Raw genomic sequence first — 19,669 nt, 5'->3', positions numbered from 1 at the left:
CGGCATTCCTCAGCCCAGGCCGAGTTCGGCGACGACGGCCGAGGGGTCGACCGGCACGGGCGTGACAGTCGGCATGCCGCGCAGGGCGGTGTCGGGGTCCTTCAGGCCGTTCCCGGTGACGGTGCACACCACCGTGGACCCCGGCGTGACCCAACCGTCCTCGACCGACTTGAGCAGGCCGGCGATGCTGGCCGCCGAGGCCGGCTCAACGAACACGCCCTCGGCCTGCGCCACCAGGTGGTAGGCGGCCAAGATCTCGTCGTCGGTGGCGGCCAGGAAGCGCCCGCCGGACTCCTGCTGGGCGTTGACGGCTCCGTCCCAGGAAGCCGGCGAACCGATCCGGATCGCGGTGGCGATGGTCTCGGGGTGGCTGACCGGCTTACCGGAGACCAGTGGCGCCGCGCCGGCGGCCTGGGTGCCGAGCATGCGCGGCAGCTTGTCGCTGATCCCGTCGCGGTGGTACTCGGTGTACCCGCGCCAGTAGGCGGTGATGTTGCCGGCGTTGCCGACCGGCAGCGCGTGGATGTCGGGGGCGGTGCCCAGGGCGTCGACAATCTCGAACGCCGCGGTCTTCTGGCCCTCGATGCGCACCGGGTTGACGCTGTTGACCAGCGAGATCGTCGGGTAGTCGGCGGTGAGCTTGCGGGCCAGTTCCAGGCAGTCGTCGAAGTTCCCGTCGACCTGGATGATCCTGGCGCCGTGCATGACCGCCTGGGCGAGCTTGCCCATCGCGATCTTGCCCTGCGGAATCAGCACCGCACAGGTGATTCCGGCGCGCGCGGCGTAGGCGGCCGCCGACGCCGAGGTGTTGCCGGTCGAGGCGCACAACACGGCCTTCTGCCCGCGGGCGACGGCGTCGGTCACGGCCATCGTCATGCCGCGGTCCTTGAAGGAGCCCGTCGGGTTGAGGCCCTCGACCTTCAAATGCACTGTGCAGCCGGTCTTTTCCGACAGCCGCGGGGCGTACACCAGCGGGGTGCCGCCCTCGAGCAGGGTGACCGGTGTCCAATCCGCCGCGACCGGCAGCCGGTCACGGTAGGCCACGATCAGGCCCGGCCAGGGGGTGTGGACCTTGGTTGTGTTCATTCGCTGGTTCCCTCCAAACGCAGCACGCTGTTGACACTCTGCACGACATCGAGCCCGGACAGCGCGGCGACGGTCTCCGACAGCGCGGCGTCGGTGGCCCGGTGGGTCACCACGACGATGCGGGCACCGCAGAGCTGCCCGCCTTCGTCGACGATGCCCTCCTGGCGCACCTCGGCGATGCTGACTTCCCGCTTGCCGAATTCCGCTGCCACAGAGGCCAACACACCGGGCTGGTCCTTGACGGTCATGCTCACGTAGTACCGGGTCGGGATCACCCCCATCGGAGCGATCGGCAGCTGGGCGTACTTCGACTCGCGCGGGCCGCGGCCGCCCTGCACACGGTTGCGCGCGGCCATCACCACGTCACCCATCACCGAAGAGGCGGTCGGCGCACCGCCCGCGCCCTGGCCGTAGAACATCAGCCGCCCGGCTGCCTCGGCTTCGACCACCACGGCGTTGAACGCACCGTTGACCGTCGCCAGCGGGTGGGTCAACGGGACCAGCGCGGGATATACGCGGGCTGAAACCCGTTGCACGCCATCGGGTGTGGTGATTCGTTCGCAGATCGACAGCAGCTTGATGGTGCAGCCCAGCGCCTTGGCGGCCTCGAAGTCGGCCGGGGTGACCTTGGTGATGCCCTCGCGGTAGACGTCGTCGGCCGTGACGGGAGTATGGAAGGCGATCGAAGCCAGAATGGCCGCCTTGGCGGCGGCGTCGTAGCCCTCGACGTCGGCGGTGGGGTCGGCCTCGGCGTAGCCCAGCGCGCTGGCGTCGGCCAGGGCCGAGTCGTAATCGGCGCCGGTCGAAGCCATCTCGGACAGGATGTAGTTGGTGGTGCCGTTGACGATGCCGGCCACGCGCAGCACGGAGTCGCCGGCCAGTGACTGGGTGAGCGGACGGATCACCGGGATCGCACCGGCGACGGCCGCTTCGAAGTAGAGGTCGACGTGCGCGCGTTCGGCAGCCTGCGCCAGTTCGCCGGTGGACTGGGACAGCAGTGCCTTGTTGGCGGTCACCACCGACTTGCCGCGCTCCAAGGCGGTCAGGATCGCCTTGCGGGCCGGCTCGACGGGCCCCATCAGCTCGACGACGATGTCGACGTCCTCACGGGACACCAGCTCTTCGACGTTGTCGGTGAGCATGGCGACCGGCACGCCCCGGTCGTCGGAGACGCGGCGCACCGCCACGCCGCGCAGCTCGAGCGGCGCGCCGATGCGCGCCGCCAGGTCGGCCGCGCTGTCCTCGATGATGCGGACAACCTCGCTACCGACGTTGCCCAGTCCCAATACCGCTATGCCGATCGGCTTCTCGGGTGTACTCATTGGCTACCTCACTTCCAAACTCAGCAGGTCGTCGACGGTCTCCCGGCGCAGGATCAGACGGGCCCGTCCGTCGCGCACGGCCACCACGGCGGGGCGGCCGATCAGGTTGTACCGACTCGACATCGAATAGCAGTACGCGCCGGTGGCGGCCACGGCCAACAGATCTCCGGGGCTTACGTCGTCGGGCACCCAGGCGTCGCGGACCACGATGTCGCCGCTCTCGCAGTGCTTTCCGACGATGCGGGCCAATCTCGGCGGTGCGTCACTGCCCCGCGACACCAGCCGGACCTCGTACTCCGCCCCGTACAGCGAGGTGCGAATGTTGTCGCTCATCCCACCGTCGACGCTGATGTAACGCCGTGAGGCACCCGCGCTGATCGCCACGTCTTTGACGGTGCCCACCTCGTAGAGCGTCACGGTTCCGGGCCCGGCGATGGCACGGCCGGGTTCGACCACCAGTCGCGGAGCGGGCAGGCCCACGGCGGCGGACTCGTTGGCCACAATGGCACCGAGCTTGGCCGCGAGATCCTGCACCGGCGGCGGATCATCCTGGGGCACATAGGAAATACCCAAGCCACCGCCGAGGTCGACGGTGGCGATCTGAGCGGTCTTGTCCACACCGAACTCGGCAACCACATCGCGCAGCAGGCCGATCACCCGGTGGGCGGCCAGTTCGAAACCGTCGACGTCGAAGATCTGCGAGCCGATATGGCTGTGCAGCCCGACCAGGCGCAGATGGTCGGCGGCGAAGACCCGTCGCACCGCGGCCATGGCCGCACCGCTGGCCAGGGACAGACCGAACTTCTGGTCCTCGTGGGCAGTGGCGATGAACTCGTGGGTGTGCGCCTCGACCCCGACGGTGATGCGGATCAGCACGTCCTGCACCACGCCGGCATCGCCGGCGATGGTGTCGAGCCGTTCGATCTCGGTCATCGAGTCCAGCACCACGTGACCCACACCGGCCTTGACCGCCGCGGTCAGTTCGTCGACCGATTTGTTGTTGCCGTGGAACGCGATTCGCTCGGCGGGGAACCCAGCGTTCAGGGCGACTGCCAGCTCGCCGCCGCTGGCGACGTCCAGCGACAAGCCCTCTTCGTCGACCCAGCGAGCGATCTCGCTGCACAGGAACGCCTTGGCGGCGTAGTGCACGTTGCGCCCACCGCCGAATGCCGCGGCGACCTCGCGGCAGCGTCCGCGGAAGTCGTCCTCGTCGATGACGAACAGCGGGGTGCCGTACTGGGCGGCCAGGTCGGTCACCGCCACCCCGGCGATCTCCACCTCACCGTCGGAGCGGCGAATGATGTTGCGCGGCCAGATCTTCGGTGCAAGATCCAGCACGTCGGCAGCGGTCTGCGGGCGCGGCGGGCTGCCGCCGTGATGGATCTCCTCGGCGTGCCGCGGGCCGGCCGGGTGAGCGTTCACATGCGCTCCGGGGCGGACACACCGAGAATGCCCAGCCCGTTGGCGATCACCTGGCGGGTGGCCGCGCACAGCGCGAGCCGGGCACGGTGCAGATCGGAGGGGTCCTCGTCACCCTGGGGCAGCACGCGGCACGAGTCGTAGAACCGGTGGTAGTCGCCGGCCAGGTCCTCCAGGTAACGGCACACCCGGTGCGGTTCACGAAGCGAGGCCGCCGCTTCGAGCACCCGGGAAAACTCACCGAGGTTGCGGATCAGCGTGCCCTCTTTGTCGTGGGTGAGCAGGTCCAGGTGCGCGGTCTCTGGTGCGAGTCCGAGTTCGGCGGCGTTGCGCGCCAGTGCCGAGAGCCGGGCGTGCGCGTATTGCACGTAGTAGACCGGGTTCTCGCTGGACGCCGAGGACCACATCTGAAGGTCGATGTCGATCGGGGTGTCCACCGAGGAGCGGATCAGGGCGTAGCGCGCGGCGTCTACCCCGATGGCCTCGACCAGGTCGTCGAGGGTGATCACGGTACCGGCCCGCTTGCTCATCCGCACCGGCTGGCCGTCGCGGACCAGGTTGACCATCTGACCGATGAGCACCTCGACGGTGTCGGGATCGTCACCGAGTGCGGCGGCGGCCGCCTTCAGCCGGGCGATGTAGCCGTGGTGGTCGGCGCCGAGCATGTAGATGCACAGGTCGAACCCGCGCTGACGCTTATCCAGGTAGTAGGCGAGGTCACCGGCGATGTAGGCGGGCTGGCCGTCGCTCTTGATGACGACGCGGTCCTTGTCGTCACCGAATTCGGTTGTGCGAAGCCAGGTTGCGCCATCCTTGTCGTAGATCGAGCCGGCCTCGCGCAGCTTGGCGATGGCCTGGTCCACCCGCCCGCTGGTGTGCATCGAATCTTCGTGGGTGTAGACGTCGAAGTCGGTGCCGAAGTCGTGCAGAGAGTGCTTGATGTGGGTGAACATCAGGTCCACGCCGATGGAGCGGAAGGTCTCGCGCTGCTCCTCGCCGGTAAGACTCAGCGCATCGGGCGCATTGGCCAGAATCTGGTCGGCGATGTCGTTGATGTAGGCCCCGGCGTAGCCGTCCGCGGGGGCGGGCTGGCCGTTGGCCGCGGCGATCAGCGAGTTGGTGAAGCGGTCGATCTGGGCGCCGTGGTCGTTGAAGTAGTATTCGCGGACCACCTTGGCGCCCTGGGCGGACAGCAGCCGGCCCAGCGCGTCGCCGACGGCGGCCCACCGGGTGCCGCCGATGTGGATGGGTCCTGTGGGGTTGGCCGAGACGAACTCGAGGTTGATGTTCTGGCCGTCGAGCGCGCGTGAGTGGCCGTAGTTCAGGCCGGCCTCGAGTACGTTGCGGACGATGGCGCCCTGCGCGGAGGCCTCGATGCGCAGGTTCACGAATCCCGGGCCTGCGACGTCGGCCGAGGCGATGCCGTCGGCTGCGGCGAGCGCCGCGGCCAGCCAACCGGCCAGTTCGCGGGGGTCGGTGCCGACCTTCTTGCCCAGCTGAAGAGCCAGGTTGGTGGCGTAATCGCCGTGCTCGGGGTTACGCGGGCGCTCGACCGTCACCGTCGCGGGCAGGGCGGCGGGGTCGAGGTCATGCTCGGCCAGCACCGCGGCGGCGGTGTTCTTGAGCAACTCGGCGAGGTCAGCGGGGGTCACGGGGGTCCATCCTATGGTCTGACGTGGTCAGGGCCCGAATCCATATCCCCGGCTTTCGCGGGCGGACTCTTCGATGCGTTAGGCTGTCAACGCCCAACGGCGCAATTGCGTGCGCCCCCGTAGCTCAGGGGATAGAGCGTCTGCCTCCGGAGCAGAAGGTCGCAGGTTCGAATCCTGCCGGGGGCACCATCTGACCAGCACCGCCGAGCGGGCTGCGCTCCGGGAGGACCTCGACGTCGACGGGTCATGATTCGGGCGGGCGATCTGGTTCTGCTCGATCCGGGATCGGCCGACCACGAACCCGCCGCGTTCCCGGACCTGCCGCTGGCATCGGTCTCCTGCCGGCGCCCAGCCGGGCTGACGACGGCTGCGGCGCAGGCATGTACTTCAATTGGGAGACCAACCAGTGCGAGTACTACGACGACGTGACGGTCTCCGTCGATCCGTGTTGCTACGTCGGCCCCGTAGGGCCCGGGCCGATCGGTCCAGGTCCGGTTGGTCCCGGGCCGGTTGGTCCAGGACCCGTGGGCCCCGGTCCGATCGGGCCGTTCGGCCCCGGCCGGCGCTAGAGGTGAACAGGAAGAGCAGGCATGCCTGAACCCACCGACTCCCCCGAGGAGCCCCCCGCCGAACCGGATGCAACTCCCTCCCCGTATCTGCCTGAAGACGAGTCCTTCCCGGAGAGCTTCCGCAAGATCTGGCGCGTGCTGTTGGCCCCTTGGAACCGTCGCTGAGACAGAGCCGCCGACAGCACCCCGAGCGCCGTCAGCGAGTCGGGGTTGGCGAATGCGATGCGTTCACCCCGACACAGCGAGGAGAACGGGCCCACGTCGGCCATCCGGGTCCAGCGCTTCAAGACGTCGGCGTCGAGGTCCGCTCCATCACCGGCAGGGTCATGCCAATCTGCACGCCCGCGATTCTGGCACATCATCGAGTTCGACGTTTTGACGTGCCCCACTCGCAAGGCGGTTAGACGACGGGGTCCTTGCGGGCCCGTACCGGCCCGGCGCTCGGCGGGGGCCGCAGCAGGTTGCCGCGCATGCTGCCGCGGGTGGTGCGCACCGCGACGAGCAGCCACGTACACAGCAGGCCGACGTAGGCGATCACCGCGGCGACCCTGAACGCGGGCAGGTTGGTGTGCACCGCCAGCTGGGTGGTGCCGGTGACGAAGGTGCCGACCGGGAAGGTCCAGGCTCCACCAGGTCAGCGCAAACGGCATGCCGCGGCGCATGGTGCGCACAGTCAAGGCGGTGGCCAGTGCGATCCACAGCACCGCGAAACCCCACACCGGCACGCCGAAGAGCACCGCTAGGGCGTTCATGTTGTCGGCGAGGTCAGGGGCGACGGCCAGTCGTGCGTTGATGGCGAGAAGCCCTGCGGCGGTGATGGATTGGCCGAGCGGGCCGAGAACGATCCACAACGTCGGCACCCGCGCGGTGCCCGAGGTGCCGTAGAGGACGAGCCGGGTCCAGATCATCGAGATGATGATGAGCGCGGCCAGCAGCGACAGCCCGAACATGGCGTAGCAGCCGTAGAACATGCTGGCCCGCCCGTTGCCGGGCGCCATGTGCGGAATGAGCAGTGTGCCGGTGGCCGCGGACACCATCGGCGGCACGATCGGCATCAGCCAGCCGCCGAACGCGGCGTCGGGTTCCACGGTGTGCTGGGTGAACATCAGATACGGGATGCTGACCGCGGTGAACAGGCCACCGATTGTGCCCGCGGTCCACAGCACCCAGTCCAGGTCGACAGCCAGGCGTTGCCCGATGACGTCGCGGCCGACCAGAACCGCGCCGGCCCCGACGGTCAGCAAGGCCATCGGTGCGGCGCCGTAGAAGTGGGCCATCTGCGGGTTGCGGGCGTGACTGCGCGCCACCGTCGGGTGCCGTAACCAGTGGCCGCCCACCACGACGATGAGCACAGCCAGCAGGACCGCCGCGATCACCCACACCACCTGGGTGAAAGCCTGTAGGCCGGGGACGTGCACGGGAAGCGTCGCCCCGGCGGTGGACACGATGCCGGTGCCCATCACCGACGCGAACCAGTTCGGGCCGATATTGCCCAGCATCTCGACTCGGGTCTGCGGCGTCGCCATTTGACTCAACACCCTACGGCCCGGTCGGACTCTCGCAGCGCCGTTCCATACAGTGTGATGAGCCAGGTGTGGTCGACGCCGGCGTTGAACAGTCCGGTGATCACGCCGCGGTTTCCTCGACGGTGCGGTGCGGTGCGGGGGCCAGGACAGGTAGCGCGTCACCTCAGCTCACCCGCCCTGGTGCCCGCGGCGGTTCTCCTGGCTGAGGTAGTCGCGCGCCAGCGCCGCAACATGGTCGGGCAGGGTTCCGCTCGCGACGTCGGCAAGCGTGGTCTCCTCGAGGACCGCCCTCATGCTGGCGCGCAGCGCCCGCCACACATCGGTCAACGCCTTGGTAGGGCCGGTGTAAGGAAGATCGCCCAACCCAATGTCGCGCACGCTGGCCAACGGACCGTCGATGCAGCGCAATACGTCGGCGACGCTGATCTCGGTTGCCGGACGGGCTAGTTCGTAGCCGCCGTCGCGGCCGCGGTGACTGCGCACCAGCCGGTCGGTACGCAGAACGGACAGGATGTCGACCAGGAACTGCGCGGGAATCCCTTGGGACTTGGCGAGATCGTCAGATTTGACCAGTCCACCGTCGACCGCGGCGAGCTGAACCATGGCGCGAACGGCGTACTCTGCCTTCGCCGACATCCGCATTCCGCGAATTCTGCCATCACGTCAGGGCGAATAAGCCCAGCAACTCAGTTGTCGGCTGAGGCATCCGCACCGGTACGCGCCCGCGTTCCAACCACCGTGCGGGCGGCGCGGGCGGAATCGACGACCGCGGTGATCTTGTCCCGCGGCCACCCGGGCCCGGCAGCCGAGCCCGGCGCGGACTGCGCTGCAACGGCCTTCCCGCCGAACCCAGCAAAGTGCCCCTCCCCGGAAGGGAGAGGGGCACCTTGCTCGGAGAGAGTTACTCCGAGGACTTGCCCGCACCGGCCCTGGCGGCACGCTTGCTGCCGCCAGGGCCGGTGTGCTTGCTGCCGGCCTTCGCCGAGCCGTCGGACGAGCTCGGCGAGGATCCGGCATTGCCGTTGTCACCCGGCGCGGCGCTGTTGTCCGAACCGGTTGACGAGGCGTCAGAGGTCGCGGCGTCGTTGGCCTTGACCTCCGGCTTCGCAACGTCAGTCGTGACGTCACTGCCGGCACTGGAGCCATCCCCCGTGGTGGCTGCGGCCGGAGCACTGGATGTCGACACCGAGGCCTTCGCCGGTGCCACTACGCGGTCGCCGGCCGGAACGGGCCGGCGGCCATCGGCTGAGTGATCGGCGTGATGGCGATCGCCGTCGCCCTGAGAAGCGCCGCTCCGGCGGTCAGCTGCGAGCGCATCGAGACGTTCATGGGATCCTCCCCTTGCCGTTTGACGATCCCGTCACCAACAATCTACCTGAGACGAATCTGAGAGAAACCGCGGATTGGACCGGTTTTCTCAGGTTCGAACGCTCTACAGACGGCTTCCTCACAGGAAGCTGAAGGGTTGGACCCTTGCTTCAGGCAAGGATTCCAGCGGCGTCCGGCACCACGACTGCGAACAGATCCGCCAGCGCCGCGAGGCTTGCAGCCAGTCATGAATCCCGCAATGATCAGGTTCTCCGCTTTCAGCGCCTTCAGTCGATCGTCGAGGTCAGTGGCTACGAATGAATTCGGGTAGTTCTTCACCACCACATGCTCGCCATCCCGTGGGGCCACCGATTGCCCGATCGCCCCGCTGTCCCCGCCCACGTCATACAGCGAGCCCGGTCCGTCGTCGTGTTGAACGTGGATGATCGGAATACCGGCCGAGCGGGCGCGATCCAGCAGCACCGCGGCCTGATCGAGCGCGGCCTGCACACCCTCTAGTTCCATGACGCCAGATGTATAGGTGTTCTGGCAGTCGATCAGGATCAGCGTCGAGTCCGACAACGGCGCCGGCTCCAACGCAAGACCGGCCAACGTACGCAGGGTGTTCAGGTCACTCATCGCCGCAACGCTACTGCGTAACGGCCAGCACCGCCTCGGCATACTCCGGCCGGCACACCACCAGGTCAGGCAGTAGTGGATCGGGCCGGTTGTACTGCAGCGGCGAGCCGTCGATCCGCGAGGTGTGCAGCCCGGCGGCCCGCGCCACCGCGACCGGCGCCGCCGAATCCCACTCGTACTGCCCGCCGGCGTGGACGTAGACGTCGGCTCGCCCCTGCACCACCGCGGCCACCTTCGCGCCCGCCGAGCCCATCTCGACCAGCGTCCCGTTCAGTGCGTCACGCACCCGCCGGGCGATCGCCGGCGGTCGGGTGCGCGAAACCACAATGCGCGGCGCCACCGGCGCGGCCGGCGGTGCAGCCACAGTCGGCGTGGCGAAGGTGATGCCCTGTGCGGGCAGCGCCACCGCACCGGCGATCAGCTCGCCGGCCTGCCACAGCGCAACATGCACCGCCCAGTCGTCGCGGTCGAGCTCGGAGAACTCCCGCGTTCCGTCCAGCGGGTCCACGATCCACACCCGTTCACTGCGCAGCCGCACCGGATCGTCGGCGCCCTCCTCGGAGAGCACCGCGTCCTTCGGGCGCTGTTTTGCCAATGCCGCCATCAGGAAGTCGTGGGACCGCTTGTCGCCCACGGCTTTTCGCTCATCCGCGGGAGCCTCGGCCAACTCGGTCCGCACGTCGAGCAGCAGCCGGCCGGCCTCGGTGGCCAGCGCCGCGGCCAGCTCGTGATCGCTCACCGGGGCGCCTCGAGCAGCTCGACCACCTCATCAGCCAGTTCGTCAGGACCGCGTTCGGGCGTCAGCCGCAGATCCGGGTTCTTCGGCCGCTGATAGGGGCTGTCGATCCCGGTGAAGTGCGTGATCTCGCCGGCGCGGGCCTTGGCGTACAGGCCCTTGGGGTCGCGCCGCTCGCAGTCCTCCAGCGGGGTGTCGACGAAGATCTCGAAGAACTCCACCCCCTGGTCGGCGTGCACCTTGCGGGCCAGCTCCCGGTGTTCCTCCAGCGGGCTGATCGCCGGCACCAGGACCGTCAGGCCGGCGTCGGCCATCAGCGTGGCGATGTGGGCGAGCCGGCGCAGGTTCTCGGCGCGGTCGGCCATGGAGAACCCGAGGTCGGCGTTGAGCCTGTGGCGCAGGTTGTCACCGTCGAGAATGTATGCGGGACAACCGTGTTCGAGCAGCTTCTGCTCCACCAGCACCGCCACCGACGACTTGCCCGACCCGGACAGCCCGGTGAACCACAGCGTGCGGCCCTTGGTCAGCCGGTCGTCGGCGCTCACCAACGATTGGTTGCGCACGGTATTGGGCGATGCGCTTCGGGCCGATGCGGGCGCGGCGTCGCGCACCATGCCGGCGGCCACCGTCACATTGGTGTCGGGGTCGATCAGGATGAACGATCCGGTAGCGGAGTTGCGCGCGTACTCGTCGAGCAGCAGCGGCACCTGCGTGCGCAGCGTGATGCGGCCGAGTTCGTTGAGCTTCAACGCCGTTGCGCTCTTGTCGCGATGCAGCGAGTTGACGTCGAGCCGGTAGTCCAGCCCGACGACCCTGGCCCGCGTGGTGCGAGTGGTCTGCTTGATGATGTAGTCGCGGCCGGGCTCCAGCGACGCCTCGTCGGCCATCCAGCACACCGTCGCGTCGAACTCCTGGGTCGCCGTCGGCTGATTCTGCGGACGCGCCAGCATGTCGCCGCGGGAGATGTCGATGTCGTCGGCCAGGCTGATCGAGACCGCCATCGGCGGGAACGCCTCGTTGACCGGCCCGGTCGGACCGTCGATCACGGTGATACGGCTGGTTTTTCCGCTCGGCAGCACCACGACCTCGTCGCCAGGACGCAGCACACCGCTGGCGACGGTGCCGGCATAGCTGCGATGGTCGGCGTGCTCGACGGTCTGCGGGCGGATCACGTACTGAACCGGGAAGCGCACGTCGACAAGGTTGCGGTCACCGGCGATGTAAACGTCCTCGAGGTGGGACAGCAGCGGTGGTCCATCGTACCACGGCGCCCTGTCCGACTCGGTGACGACGTTGTCTCCGTTGAGCGCCGACATCGGAATGGTGGTGACGTCGTGAATGTCCAGCCGGGCAGCGAACGCGTGGAACTCGTCGCGAATCCAGTTGAAGCGCTCCTCATCCCAGCCGATCAGGTCCATCTTGTTGACGGCGAGCACCACATGCTGCACACCGAGCAGCGAAGCCAGGAACGCGTGCCGGCGCGACTGCTCGAGCAGCCCGTGGCGGGCGTCGACGAGCACGATCACCAGCTGAGCGGTCGAGGTACCGGTGACCATATTGCGGGTGTACTGGATATGGCCCGGGGTGTCGGCGATGATGAATTTCCGCTTGGGCGTGGCGAAGTAGCGGTAGGCGACGTCGATGGTGATGCCCTGCTCGCGCTCGGAGCGCAGGCCGTCAGTCACCAACGCCAGATCGGTGTAGTCGTTGCCGCGTTCGCGTGAGGTCCGCTCGACGGCCGCGAGCTGATCTTCCATCACGGCCTTGGAGTCGTAAAGCAGCCGGCCGATCAGAGTGGACTTGCCGTCATCGACGGAACCGGCGGTGGCGATTCTCAGCAGCGATCCGGACGGGAGCAGGGCGGCGACCCGGGAGTTGGATTCAGTCATCAGAAGTAGCCCTCCCGCTTGCGGTCTTCCATACCGGCCTCGGAGATTCGGTCATCAGCGCGGGTGGCGCCGCGTTCGGTCAGCCGCGACACCGCGGTCTCGGCGATGACCTCCTCGACGGTAGCCGCCGTCGATTCCACACACCCGGTGCACGTCACGTCGCCCACGGTCCGGAACCGCACCGCGGTCTCGAAGACCTCTTCCTCGGCGGTGGGCTGCATGAATTCGTGGACAGCCAAGAGCATTCCGTCGCGGCGGAACACCGGCCTGCGGTGCGCGTAGTAGATGACCGGCAGCGGGATGTCCTCGGCGCCGATATAGGCCCAGATGTCGTACTCGGTCCAGTTCGACAGCGGGAACACGCGGATGTGCTCGCCCTTGCGGTGCCGGCCGTTGTAGAGGTTCCACAGCTCGGGGCGCTGCGCCTTGGGGTCCCACTGACCCCATTCGTCGCGGAAGCTGAACACCCGCTCCTTGGCGCGGGCCTTCTCCTCGTCGCGCCGGGCACCACCGAACGCGGCGTCGAACTTGTTCTCCCGGATGGCCCGCAGCAGCGTGACGGTCTGCAGTGGATTGCGTGACGGGCCGTCATCGACCACCCGGCCGGCGTCGATGTCTTCCTGGACGCTGGCGACCACCAGACGCACGCCGTGGCGGGCGACCAGTTCGTCACGGGTGGAGATCACCTCGTCGAAGTTGTGGCCGGTGTCGACGTGCATCACCGGGAACGGCAACCGTCCGGGCGCGAAAGCCTTGATGGCCAGGTACAGCATCACGATCGAGTCCTTGCCGCCGGAGAACAGCAGCACCGGGCGTTCGAACTCTGCAGCGACCTCGCGGATGATGTGGATGGCCTCGGCCTCCAGCGACCTCAGATGGCTCAGCTCGTACTGCCCCGGTTTGGGCCGTTCGACCACCGGACGTGCCATTGTTTTCCTCGCAAAGTTGGTAGGTTTGACCAGAATTACAAAGCTGACCCGGAATTTAGCCAGCGATGGGCGATACGTCAAACGTCAAGGGTTCGGCGCATGCTCCGGCATCGTCGAGTCTGCGCACAGATCGTGACAGCGGCCCCGGATCGCGATCTGGGCGCAAACTCAACGGCCGGGCTGGAGTTAGAGGGTGACCTCGTTCAGCGTGCCCGTCGCGGCCGTTGTCGGCGCAACGCGACGCGCTGTTCACCGCGTCAGCGGCTGCGATCTCCTACCCTGTGCTGCATGCATCCAGCGTCGGTCGGTCGCCTATGACGCGGTTCCTGGCCCGTCGGCTGCTCAACTACCTGGTGCTGCTGGCGCTGGCGTCGTTCCTGACGTTCACCCTGACGTCCCTGACCTTCTCACCGCTGAACAGCCTGTTACAGCGCAACCCACGCCCGCCACAGGCCGTGATCGACGCCAAGGCCGCCGAGTTGGACCTGAACAAGCCCATACCCCTGCGCTACGGCCACTGGGTGGCCGGCGCGGTGCGCGGTGACTTCGGCACCACGGTCAACGGCCAGCCGGTTTCCGACGAACTATGGCGGCGCATCGGCGTCAGCCTGCGACTGCTGTTGATCGGCTCGGTGCTGGGCACGGTGATCGGCGTGGTGGTGGGTGCGTGGGGGGCGATCCGGCAGTACCGGTTGTCGGATCGGGTCATCACCCTGCTGTCGCTGCTGGTGATCAGCACACCGACGTTCGTGATCGCCAACCTCGCGATCCTGGCCGCGCTGCGGGTGAATTCGATTCTCGGTGTTCAGCTTTTCGAATACACCGGCGAGACGTCGCCCGATGCGGTCGGCGGTGCGTGGAACCAGTTCGTCGACCGCATGCAGCACCTGATCCTGCCGACGGTCACCCTGGCGCTGAGCGCGATCGCGGGATACAGCCGCTACCAACGCAATGCGATGCTCGACGTGCTGGGGCAGGATTTCATCCGCACCGCCAGGGCCAAAGGGCTGACCCGTCGGCAGGCCCTGTTCAAGCACGGACTGCGTACCGCGCTGATTCCGATGGCGACGTTGTTCGCCTACGGTGTGGCCGGTCTGGTCACCGGGGCGGTGTTCGTCGAGAAGATCTTCGGCTGGCACGGTATGGGCGAGTGGGTGGTTCAGGGCATCGCCACCCAGGACACCAACATCGTCGCCGCGATCACCGTCTTCACCGGCGCGGTGGTGTTGTTGGCGGGCCTGCTCTCCGATGTCATCTACGCCATCCTCGACCCCCGTGTGCGGGTGACATGACCGACATCGAAGTTGCCCGGCCCGAAGCCCGGCAGGCGTTCGCCAGCCGGCGCACGCTGGTGCTCCGCCGCTTTGCCCGCAACCGCCCGGCGATGGCCTCGCTGGCGATCCTGGCGCTGCTGTTCGTCGGCTGCTACGCGCTGCCGCCACTGCTGCCGTGGTCCTTCACCGAGCTGGACTTCTACGCGCTGCAGGCCCCGCCGAGCACCGAACACTGGTTCGGCACCAACGCGCTCGGACAGGACCTGCTGGCCCAGATCCTGCGCGGCATGCAGAAATCCATGCTCATCGGCGTGTGCGTGGCGGTGATCTCAACGGCCATCGCCGCCACCATCGGGTCGGTCGCCGGGTACTTCGGCGGCTGGCGCGACCGCGCGCTGATGTGGTTCGTCGACCTGCTGTTGGTGGTGCCCAGCTTCATCCTGATCGCGATCATCACACCGCGCACCAAGAACTCCGCCAACATCGCACTGCTGATCGTGCTCTTGGCAGGGTTTAGCTGGATGGTCAGCTCGCGCATGGTGCGCGGCCTGACGATGAGCCTTCGGGAGCGCGAATTCGTCCAAGCCGCAAGATATATGGGCGTGCCGAGCTGGCGGATCATCACCCGCCACATCGTGCCCAACGTCGCCTCGATCCTGATCATCGACACCGCGCTCAACGTCGGGGTCGCGATCCTGGCCGAAACCGGGCTGAGCTTCCTTGGTTTCGGTGTGCAGCCGCCCGATGTCTCGCTGGGCACGCTGATCGCCGACGGCACCAAGTCGGCCACCACCTTCCCCTGGGTGTTTCTGTTCCCGGCCGCGGTGCTGGTCCTGATTCTGGTGTGCGCCAACCTAACCGGTGACGGGCTGCGCGACGCGCTCGACCCGGCCAGCGCGACGCTGCGCCGAGGCCGGAAGAAGCGAAAGTGACCGAGCCGCTGCTGGAGGTCACCGCCCTCGCCGTCAGCTTCCCCACCGACACCGGCGACCTCCGGGCGGTACGTGGCCTGACCTACCACGTCGTCCCCCGCGAGGTGGTGGCGATGGTCGGCGAGTCCGGTTCGGGCAAGTCGGCCGCGGCGATGGCGGTCATCGGACTGCTTCCCGAATACGCCGGGGTGTCCGGCTCGGTGCGACTCGGCGGCCGGGAGCTGCTCGGACTGCCCGACGCGGAGATGTCGAAGATCCGCGGAAGACGGATCGGCACGGTGTTCCAGGACCCGATGTCGGCGCTGACCCCGGTCTACACCGTCGGCGACCAGATCGCCGAGGCCATCCGGGTACACCACCCCGAGGTGTCCAAGCAGGCCGCCCGCGCGCGGGCCGTCGACCTGCTCGACCTGGTCGGCATCGCCCAGCCCGACCGTCGGGCGGGTGCCTTCCCGCACGAGCTGTCCGGCGGTGAGCGCCAGCGCGTCGTCATCGCCATCGCGATCGCCAACGACCCCGACCTGCTGATCTGCGACGAGCCGACCACGGCACTGGACGTCACGGTGCAGGCGCAGATTCTCGAGGTTTTGCAGACCGCGCGGGACGTGACCGGCGCCAGCGTGCTGATCATCACCCACGACCTGGGTGTGGTCGCCGAGTTCGCCGACCGCGCCCTGGTGATGTACGCCGGGCGCGCGGTCGAGGTAGCCGGCGTCGACGAGCTGTATCGGGACCGCCGAATGCCCTACACTGCAGGGCTTTTGGGTTCAGCGCCGCGGCTGGACTCCCCGCAGGGCAGTCGGCTGGTGCCGATTCCGGGTGCACCGCCCTCGCTGGTCAACCTTCCCCCGGGGTGCCCGTTCGCCCCCCGCTGCCCGCTGGGCATCGACGACTGCCGCGTCCAGGAGCCGCCGCTGCTGCCGATGGGTGAGGGCCGCGCCGCGGCCTGTATCCGCACCGAACTGGTGCAGGGACGCACCGCGGCCGAGATCTACGGCGTGTCCACGCAGCCGGTGAGCGCCGAGGACGAGACCGATCCGGAGGTCGTGGTCAGAGTGCGCGAGCTGGTAAGGACGTTCCGGCTCACCAAGGGCGTGGTGTTTCGCCGCACGATCGGCGAGGTCCGCGCGATCGACGGCGTCAGCTTCGACCTGCCGCGCGGCCGCACCCTGGGCATCGTCGGCGAGTCGGGCTCCGGGAAGTCGACCACCCTGCACGAGATCCTCGAACTCACCGCGCCGCAGTCGGGCAGCATCGAGGTGCTCGGCAACGACGTCGCCACTTTGACCCCGGCGCGTCGGCGCGAGCTGCGCCGCGACCTGCAGGTGGTGTTCCAGGACCCCGTGGCCTCGCTTGACCCGCGGCTGCCCGTCTTCGAACTGCTCGCGGAACCGTTGAGCGCCAACGGTTTCGACAAGTCGGCCATCGACACCCGAGTGGCCGACCTGCTGGAGACCGTCGGGCTGGGCCGCGCCGACGCCAGCCGCTACCCCGGTGAGTTCTCCGGCGGCCAGAAGCAGCGCATCGGCATCGCGAGAGCCTTGGCCTTGCAGCCCAAGATTCTGGCCCTCGACGAGCCGGTCTCGGCGCTGGACGTCTCCATCCAGGCCGGCATCATCAACCTACTGCTGGATCTGCAGCGGCAGTTCGACCTGTCCTACCTGTTCGTCTCCCACGACCTGTCGGTGGTCAAACACCTGGCCCACCGGGTGGCGGTGATGTACGGCGGCACGATCGTGGAATACGGCGACGCCGACGAGATCTTCACCAACCCGCGCCACGCGTACACCCAGAAGTTGCTCGCCGCTATTCCGCGGCCGGATCCGACCCGCGGTTAGCATCAGTGCCGTGACCCTCGCGCGAACAGACACACAATCGCACTCAGCAGGCCTCCGGAACGCGATTGTGCGTCTGCTCGCGGCGGGAGCAGCGGTGGTACTGGTGGTGTCGGGATGTTCGAGTACCAAGCGTGAGGTGCCGTCGGCCGGCGGCAATGCCGAGGTGGGCTCCACCAGCGATATCAACCCGCAGGACCCGGCCACCCTGCAGAAGGGCGGCAACCTGCGGCTGGCGCTGTCAGCGTTCCCGTCGAACTTCAACACCCTCAACATCGACGGCAACCAGGCCGACGCCGGCTCGATGCTGCGGGCCACCATGCCGCGCGCATTCGTCATAGCCGCCGACGGCTCGATGAAGGTCAACACCGACTATTTCACCAACGTCGAGCTGACCCGCACCAGCCCGCAGGTGGTGACCTACACCATCAACCCCAAGGCGACGTGGTCCGACGGGGCGCCGATCACCTGGGAGGACATCGCCTCGCAGATCAACGCCACCAGCGGCAAGGACAAGGCGTACGCGATCGCGGCACCCAACGGCAGCGACCGCGTCGGCTCGGTGACTCGCGGCGTCGACGACCGCCAGGCCATCATCACCTTCGCCAAGCCCTACGCCGAATGGCGGGGCATGTTCGCCGGCAACACGATGCTGCTGCCCAAGAGCATGACCTCCAACCCCGAGGTGTTCAACAAAGGTCAGCTAAACGGACCCGGGCCCTCGGCAGGCCCGTTCATGGTCTCCACCCTGGACCGCACAGCGCAGCGCATTGTGTTGACCCGCAACCCCAAGTGGTGGGGCACGCCGCCGCTGCTGGACTCGATCACCTACCTCGTGCTCGACGACGCGGCACGCATCCCGGCGCTACAGAACAGCACCATCGACGCGACGGGGGTGGGATCGCTCGACGAGCTGACCATCGCGCGGCGCACCGCGGGCATCTCGATTCGCCGGGCGCCGGGGCTGAGTTGGTCTCACTTGACGTTCAACGGCGCGCCCGGTTCGATCCTGTCGGACAAGGCGCTGCGGTTGGCCATCGCCAAGGGCATCGACCGCCAAGCCATCGCCGACGTCACCCAGCGCGGCCTGGTCGACAAGCCAGTGCCGCTGAACAACCACATCTTCGTGGCGGGCCAGAAGGGCTATCAGGACAACAGCGCCGTCGTGGCCTACGACCCGGAGAAGGCCAAGGCCGAACTCGACGCGCTGGGCTGGAAGCTCACCGGTCAGTTCCGGGAGAAGGACGGCAAACAGCTGGTGATCCGCGACGTCCTCTATGACGCCCAGACCACCCGCCAGGTCGCGCTCGTCGCGCAGAACAGCCTGGCTCAGATCGGGGTGAAGCTCTCGATCGACGCCAAGCCGGGCAACGGATTCTTCACCAACTACGTCAACGTCGGCGACTTCGACATCGCCCAATTCTCCTGGGTGGGTGACGCTTTCGCGTTGTGCTGCCTCAACCAGATCTACACCACGGGGGCCGAAAGCAACTTCGGCAAGATCTCCAGCCCCGAATTGGACGCCAAGGTCGAGCAGGTCCTCGACGAACTGGACCCGGACAAGGCCCGCGCGCTGGCCAACGAGGCGGACAAGCTCATCTTCGGCGAGGTGTTCAGCCTGCCGCTGTTCCAGTCCCCCGGCAACGTCGCGGTCCGCAGCAACCTGGCGAACTTCGGCCCCACCGGGCTGGGCGACCTGAACTACAGCGCGATCGGCTTCATGAAGTAGCGCGCTGTACCAGGCGCGGGACCGCTTGCGGCAGCGCCGCCTCCAGTCGTGCCGCCGCCGCGATCGCCGACACCAACAGCCGCAGGGCTGTGCAGCAGCCGGCGTCATCACGCCGCGGTCGACGAGCCGACGCACCTTGTGCGCCAAAGTCTTTCGCCTCCGGAAGCTGGCCCATCCGCACCCGGCTCCCACGCCTCGATTCTGCACCGCCCGTCCCGGGAAGGGAATGCGTCACTTCTGCGAACCTCGTTCGGTTCCCCACCGGCCCCGCGGATATGGAAATCCGGCCGGCGAGTCTCAGCTGTGATCTCGACATCACTGCATCTACGAGGGTGCACGGGCGCCGTATATCCACCCCGATGAGTGCGTGGACTGCGGATCCTGCGAGCCGGTGTGCCCGGTGGAGGCGATCTACTACGAAGACGATCTGCCCGCCGACCAACAGCAGCATCTCGGCGACAACGCCGCGTTCTTCTTTGAAGCCCTGCCCGGGCAGGACCACCCGCTGGGGTCGCCGGGGGGTGCGGCCAAAGTGGGCGCAAGCGGAGTCGACACCCCGTTGGTGGCCGGCATGGCACCCCAGGAGCAGTGATGGCCAGCCGACGCCACGACGTGTTGGCGGTGCTGCGGTCGGCGGCCACGCCGCTCAGCATCACCGAGATCGCCGAGCGGTTGACGATTCACCCCAACACCGCGCGTTTCCACCTAGGAGGGCACTGAACAACGGGTGGGTCGGATCTTGGCCGGCGTGGCGGCGGTGGTCCGGGATTTCCCGAAATGCGTTGGTGGGAACTGGGGCCGACGTCACGGTGACTTGGTGGCTG

General features: G+C 67.9%; 16 protein-coding genes, 1 tRNA gene and 2 pseudogenes. 7 read left to right on the top strand and 12 right to left on the bottom strand.

Going from position 1 to position 19,669, the window contains the following annotated elements:
• Positions 1-9: 9 nt before the first annotated feature.
• Genes thrC through argS form a run of 4 tightly spaced genes read right to left on the bottom strand, consistent with a single transcriptional unit; the run spans position 10 to position 5,479 of the window.
• Positions 10-1,086, bottom strand: coding sequence for a threonine synthase (gene thrC / locus K9U37_RS09020; RefSeq protein ID WP_243071393.1), 1,077 nt, complete (start codon positions 1,084-1,086; stop codon positions 10-12).
• The gene (locus K9U37_RS09015; protein ID WP_243071392.1) at positions 1,083-2,408 is read right to left on the bottom strand and encodes a homoserine dehydrogenase; all 1,326 of its coding nucleotides are present in this window, start codon (positions 2,406-2,408) and stop codon (positions 1,083-1,085) included. The genes thrC and K9U37_RS09015 overlap by 4 nt, the downstream gene beginning before the upstream one ends.
• A 3-nt stretch (positions 2,409-2,411) precedes the next feature.
• Positions 2,412-3,830, bottom strand: coding sequence for a diaminopimelate decarboxylase (lysA, locus tag K9U37_RS09010; protein WP_243071391.1), 1,419 nt, complete (start codon positions 3,828-3,830; stop codon positions 2,412-2,414).
• Entirely contained in the window at positions 3,827-5,479 is a 1,653-nt protein-coding gene (argS, locus tag K9U37_RS09005) for an arginine--tRNA ligase (RefSeq protein WP_243071390.1), read from the bottom strand. Before argS ends, lysA begins: the two co-directional genes overlap by 4 nt.
• A gap of 113 nt (positions 5,480-5,592) precedes the next feature.
• Between argS and K9U37_RS09000 the strand changes: the two genes are divergently transcribed.
• Positions 5,593-5,668 (top strand) — tRNA-Arg (locus K9U37_RS09000).
• A gap of 780 nt (positions 5,669-6,448) precedes the next feature.
• Here K9U37_RS09000 and K9U37_RS08995 read toward each other — a convergent pair.
• From K9U37_RS08995 to cysD, 8 genes and pseudogenes are all read right to left on the bottom strand, one after another.
• A pseudogene (locus K9U37_RS08995) lies at positions 6,449-7,574 on the bottom strand (TDT family transporter).
• A gap of 168 nt (positions 7,575-7,742) precedes the next feature.
• A complete protein-coding gene (locus tag K9U37_RS08990; RefSeq protein WP_243071389.1) occupies positions 7,743-8,216 on the bottom strand; it encodes an Rrf2 family transcriptional regulator in 474 nt (157 codons plus the stop codon).
• Between the two features lie 259 nt (positions 8,217-8,475).
• On the bottom strand, positions 8,476-8,760 hold the full coding sequence (locus K9U37_RS08985) for a hypothetical protein (RefSeq protein ID WP_243071388.1): 285 nt from the start codon (positions 8,758-8,760) through the stop codon (positions 8,476-8,478).
• Between the two features lie 20 nt (positions 8,761-8,780).
• Positions 8,781-8,903: a hypothetical protein gene (locus K9U37_RS20000; protein WP_272888022.1), complete on the bottom strand. Its 123-nt coding sequence runs from the start codon at positions 8,901-8,903 to the stop codon at positions 8,781-8,783.
• A gap of 42 nt (positions 8,904-8,945) precedes the next feature.
• The gene (locus tag K9U37_RS08980) at positions 8,946-9,521 is read right to left on the bottom strand and encodes an isochorismatase family protein (RefSeq protein WP_372489461.1); all 576 of its coding nucleotides are present in this window, start codon (positions 9,519-9,521) and stop codon (positions 8,946-8,948) included.
• A gap of 10 nt (positions 9,522-9,531) precedes the next feature.
• Positions 9,532-10,260, bottom strand: coding sequence for a 3'(2'),5'-bisphosphate nucleotidase CysQ (locus tag K9U37_RS08975; protein WP_243071387.1), 729 nt, complete (start codon positions 10,258-10,260; stop codon positions 9,532-9,534).
• A complete protein-coding gene (gene cysC / locus K9U37_RS08970; RefSeq protein ID WP_243071386.1) occupies positions 10,257-12,146 on the bottom strand; it encodes a sulfate adenylyltransferase subunit CysN in 1,890 nt (629 codons plus the stop codon). The genes K9U37_RS08975 and cysC overlap by 4 nt, the downstream gene beginning before the upstream one ends.
• Positions 12,146-13,075 carry a sulfate adenylyltransferase subunit CysD gene (gene cysD, locus K9U37_RS08965; RefSeq protein WP_243071385.1) on the bottom strand — a complete coding sequence of 310 codons (930 nt, stop codon included), beginning with the start codon at positions 13,073-13,075 and terminating at the stop codon, positions 12,146-12,148. Before cysD ends, cysC begins: the two co-directional genes overlap by 1 nt.
• Before the next feature lie 314 nt (positions 13,076-13,389).
• Here cysD and K9U37_RS08960 point away from each other — a divergent pair, with 314 nt between their 5' ends.
• The 6 genes and pseudogenes from K9U37_RS08960 to K9U37_RS08935 all read left to right on the top strand — a co-directional run bounded on the left by K9U37_RS08960 (position 13,390) and on the right by K9U37_RS08935 (position 19,565).
• Positions 13,390-14,367 carry an oligopeptide ABC transporter permease OppB gene (locus tag K9U37_RS08960; protein WP_243071384.1) on the top strand — a complete coding sequence of 326 codons (978 nt, stop codon included), beginning with the start codon at positions 13,390-13,392 and terminating at the stop codon, positions 14,365-14,367.
• On the top strand, positions 14,364-15,281 hold the full coding sequence (locus K9U37_RS08955) for an oligopeptide ABC transporter permease OppC (protein WP_243071383.1): 918 nt from the start codon (positions 14,364-14,366) through the stop codon (positions 15,279-15,281). Before K9U37_RS08960 ends, K9U37_RS08955 begins: the two co-directional genes overlap by 4 nt.
• Positions 15,278-17,119: an oligopeptide ABC transporter ATP-binding protein OppD gene (locus K9U37_RS08950; RefSeq protein WP_243071382.1), complete on the top strand. Its 1,842-nt coding sequence runs from the start codon at positions 15,278-15,280 to the stop codon at positions 17,117-17,119. Before K9U37_RS08955 ends, K9U37_RS08950 begins: the two co-directional genes overlap by 4 nt.
• Before the next feature lie 73 nt (positions 17,120-17,192).
• Entirely contained in the window at positions 17,193-18,845 is a 1,653-nt protein-coding gene (locus tag K9U37_RS08945) for an oligopeptide ABC transporter substrate-binding protein OppA (RefSeq protein WP_252394414.1), read from the top strand.
• Positions 18,846-19,164: 319 nt separating this feature from the next.
• A pseudogene (locus K9U37_RS08940) lies at positions 19,165-19,437 on the top strand (ferredoxin family protein); the annotation flags it as partial.
• Complete coding sequence (locus K9U37_RS08935) at positions 19,437-19,565, top strand: helix-turn-helix domain-containing protein (RefSeq protein WP_372489458.1); 129 nt, start codon at positions 19,437-19,439, stop codon at positions 19,563-19,565. The pseudogene K9U37_RS08940 and the gene K9U37_RS08935, both read left to right, overlap by 1 nt.
• Positions 19,566-19,669: the final 104 nt, after the last annotated feature.

This window comes from Candidatus Mycolicibacterium alkanivorans, assembly GCF_022760805.1.
Taxonomy (GTDB): domain Bacteria; phylum Actinomycetota; class Actinomycetes; order Mycobacteriales; family Mycobacteriaceae; genus Mycobacterium; species Mycobacterium alkanivorans.
Note: the sequence above shows the minus strand (reverse complement) of the source record. Positions and strands in the feature narration are given on the sequence as shown.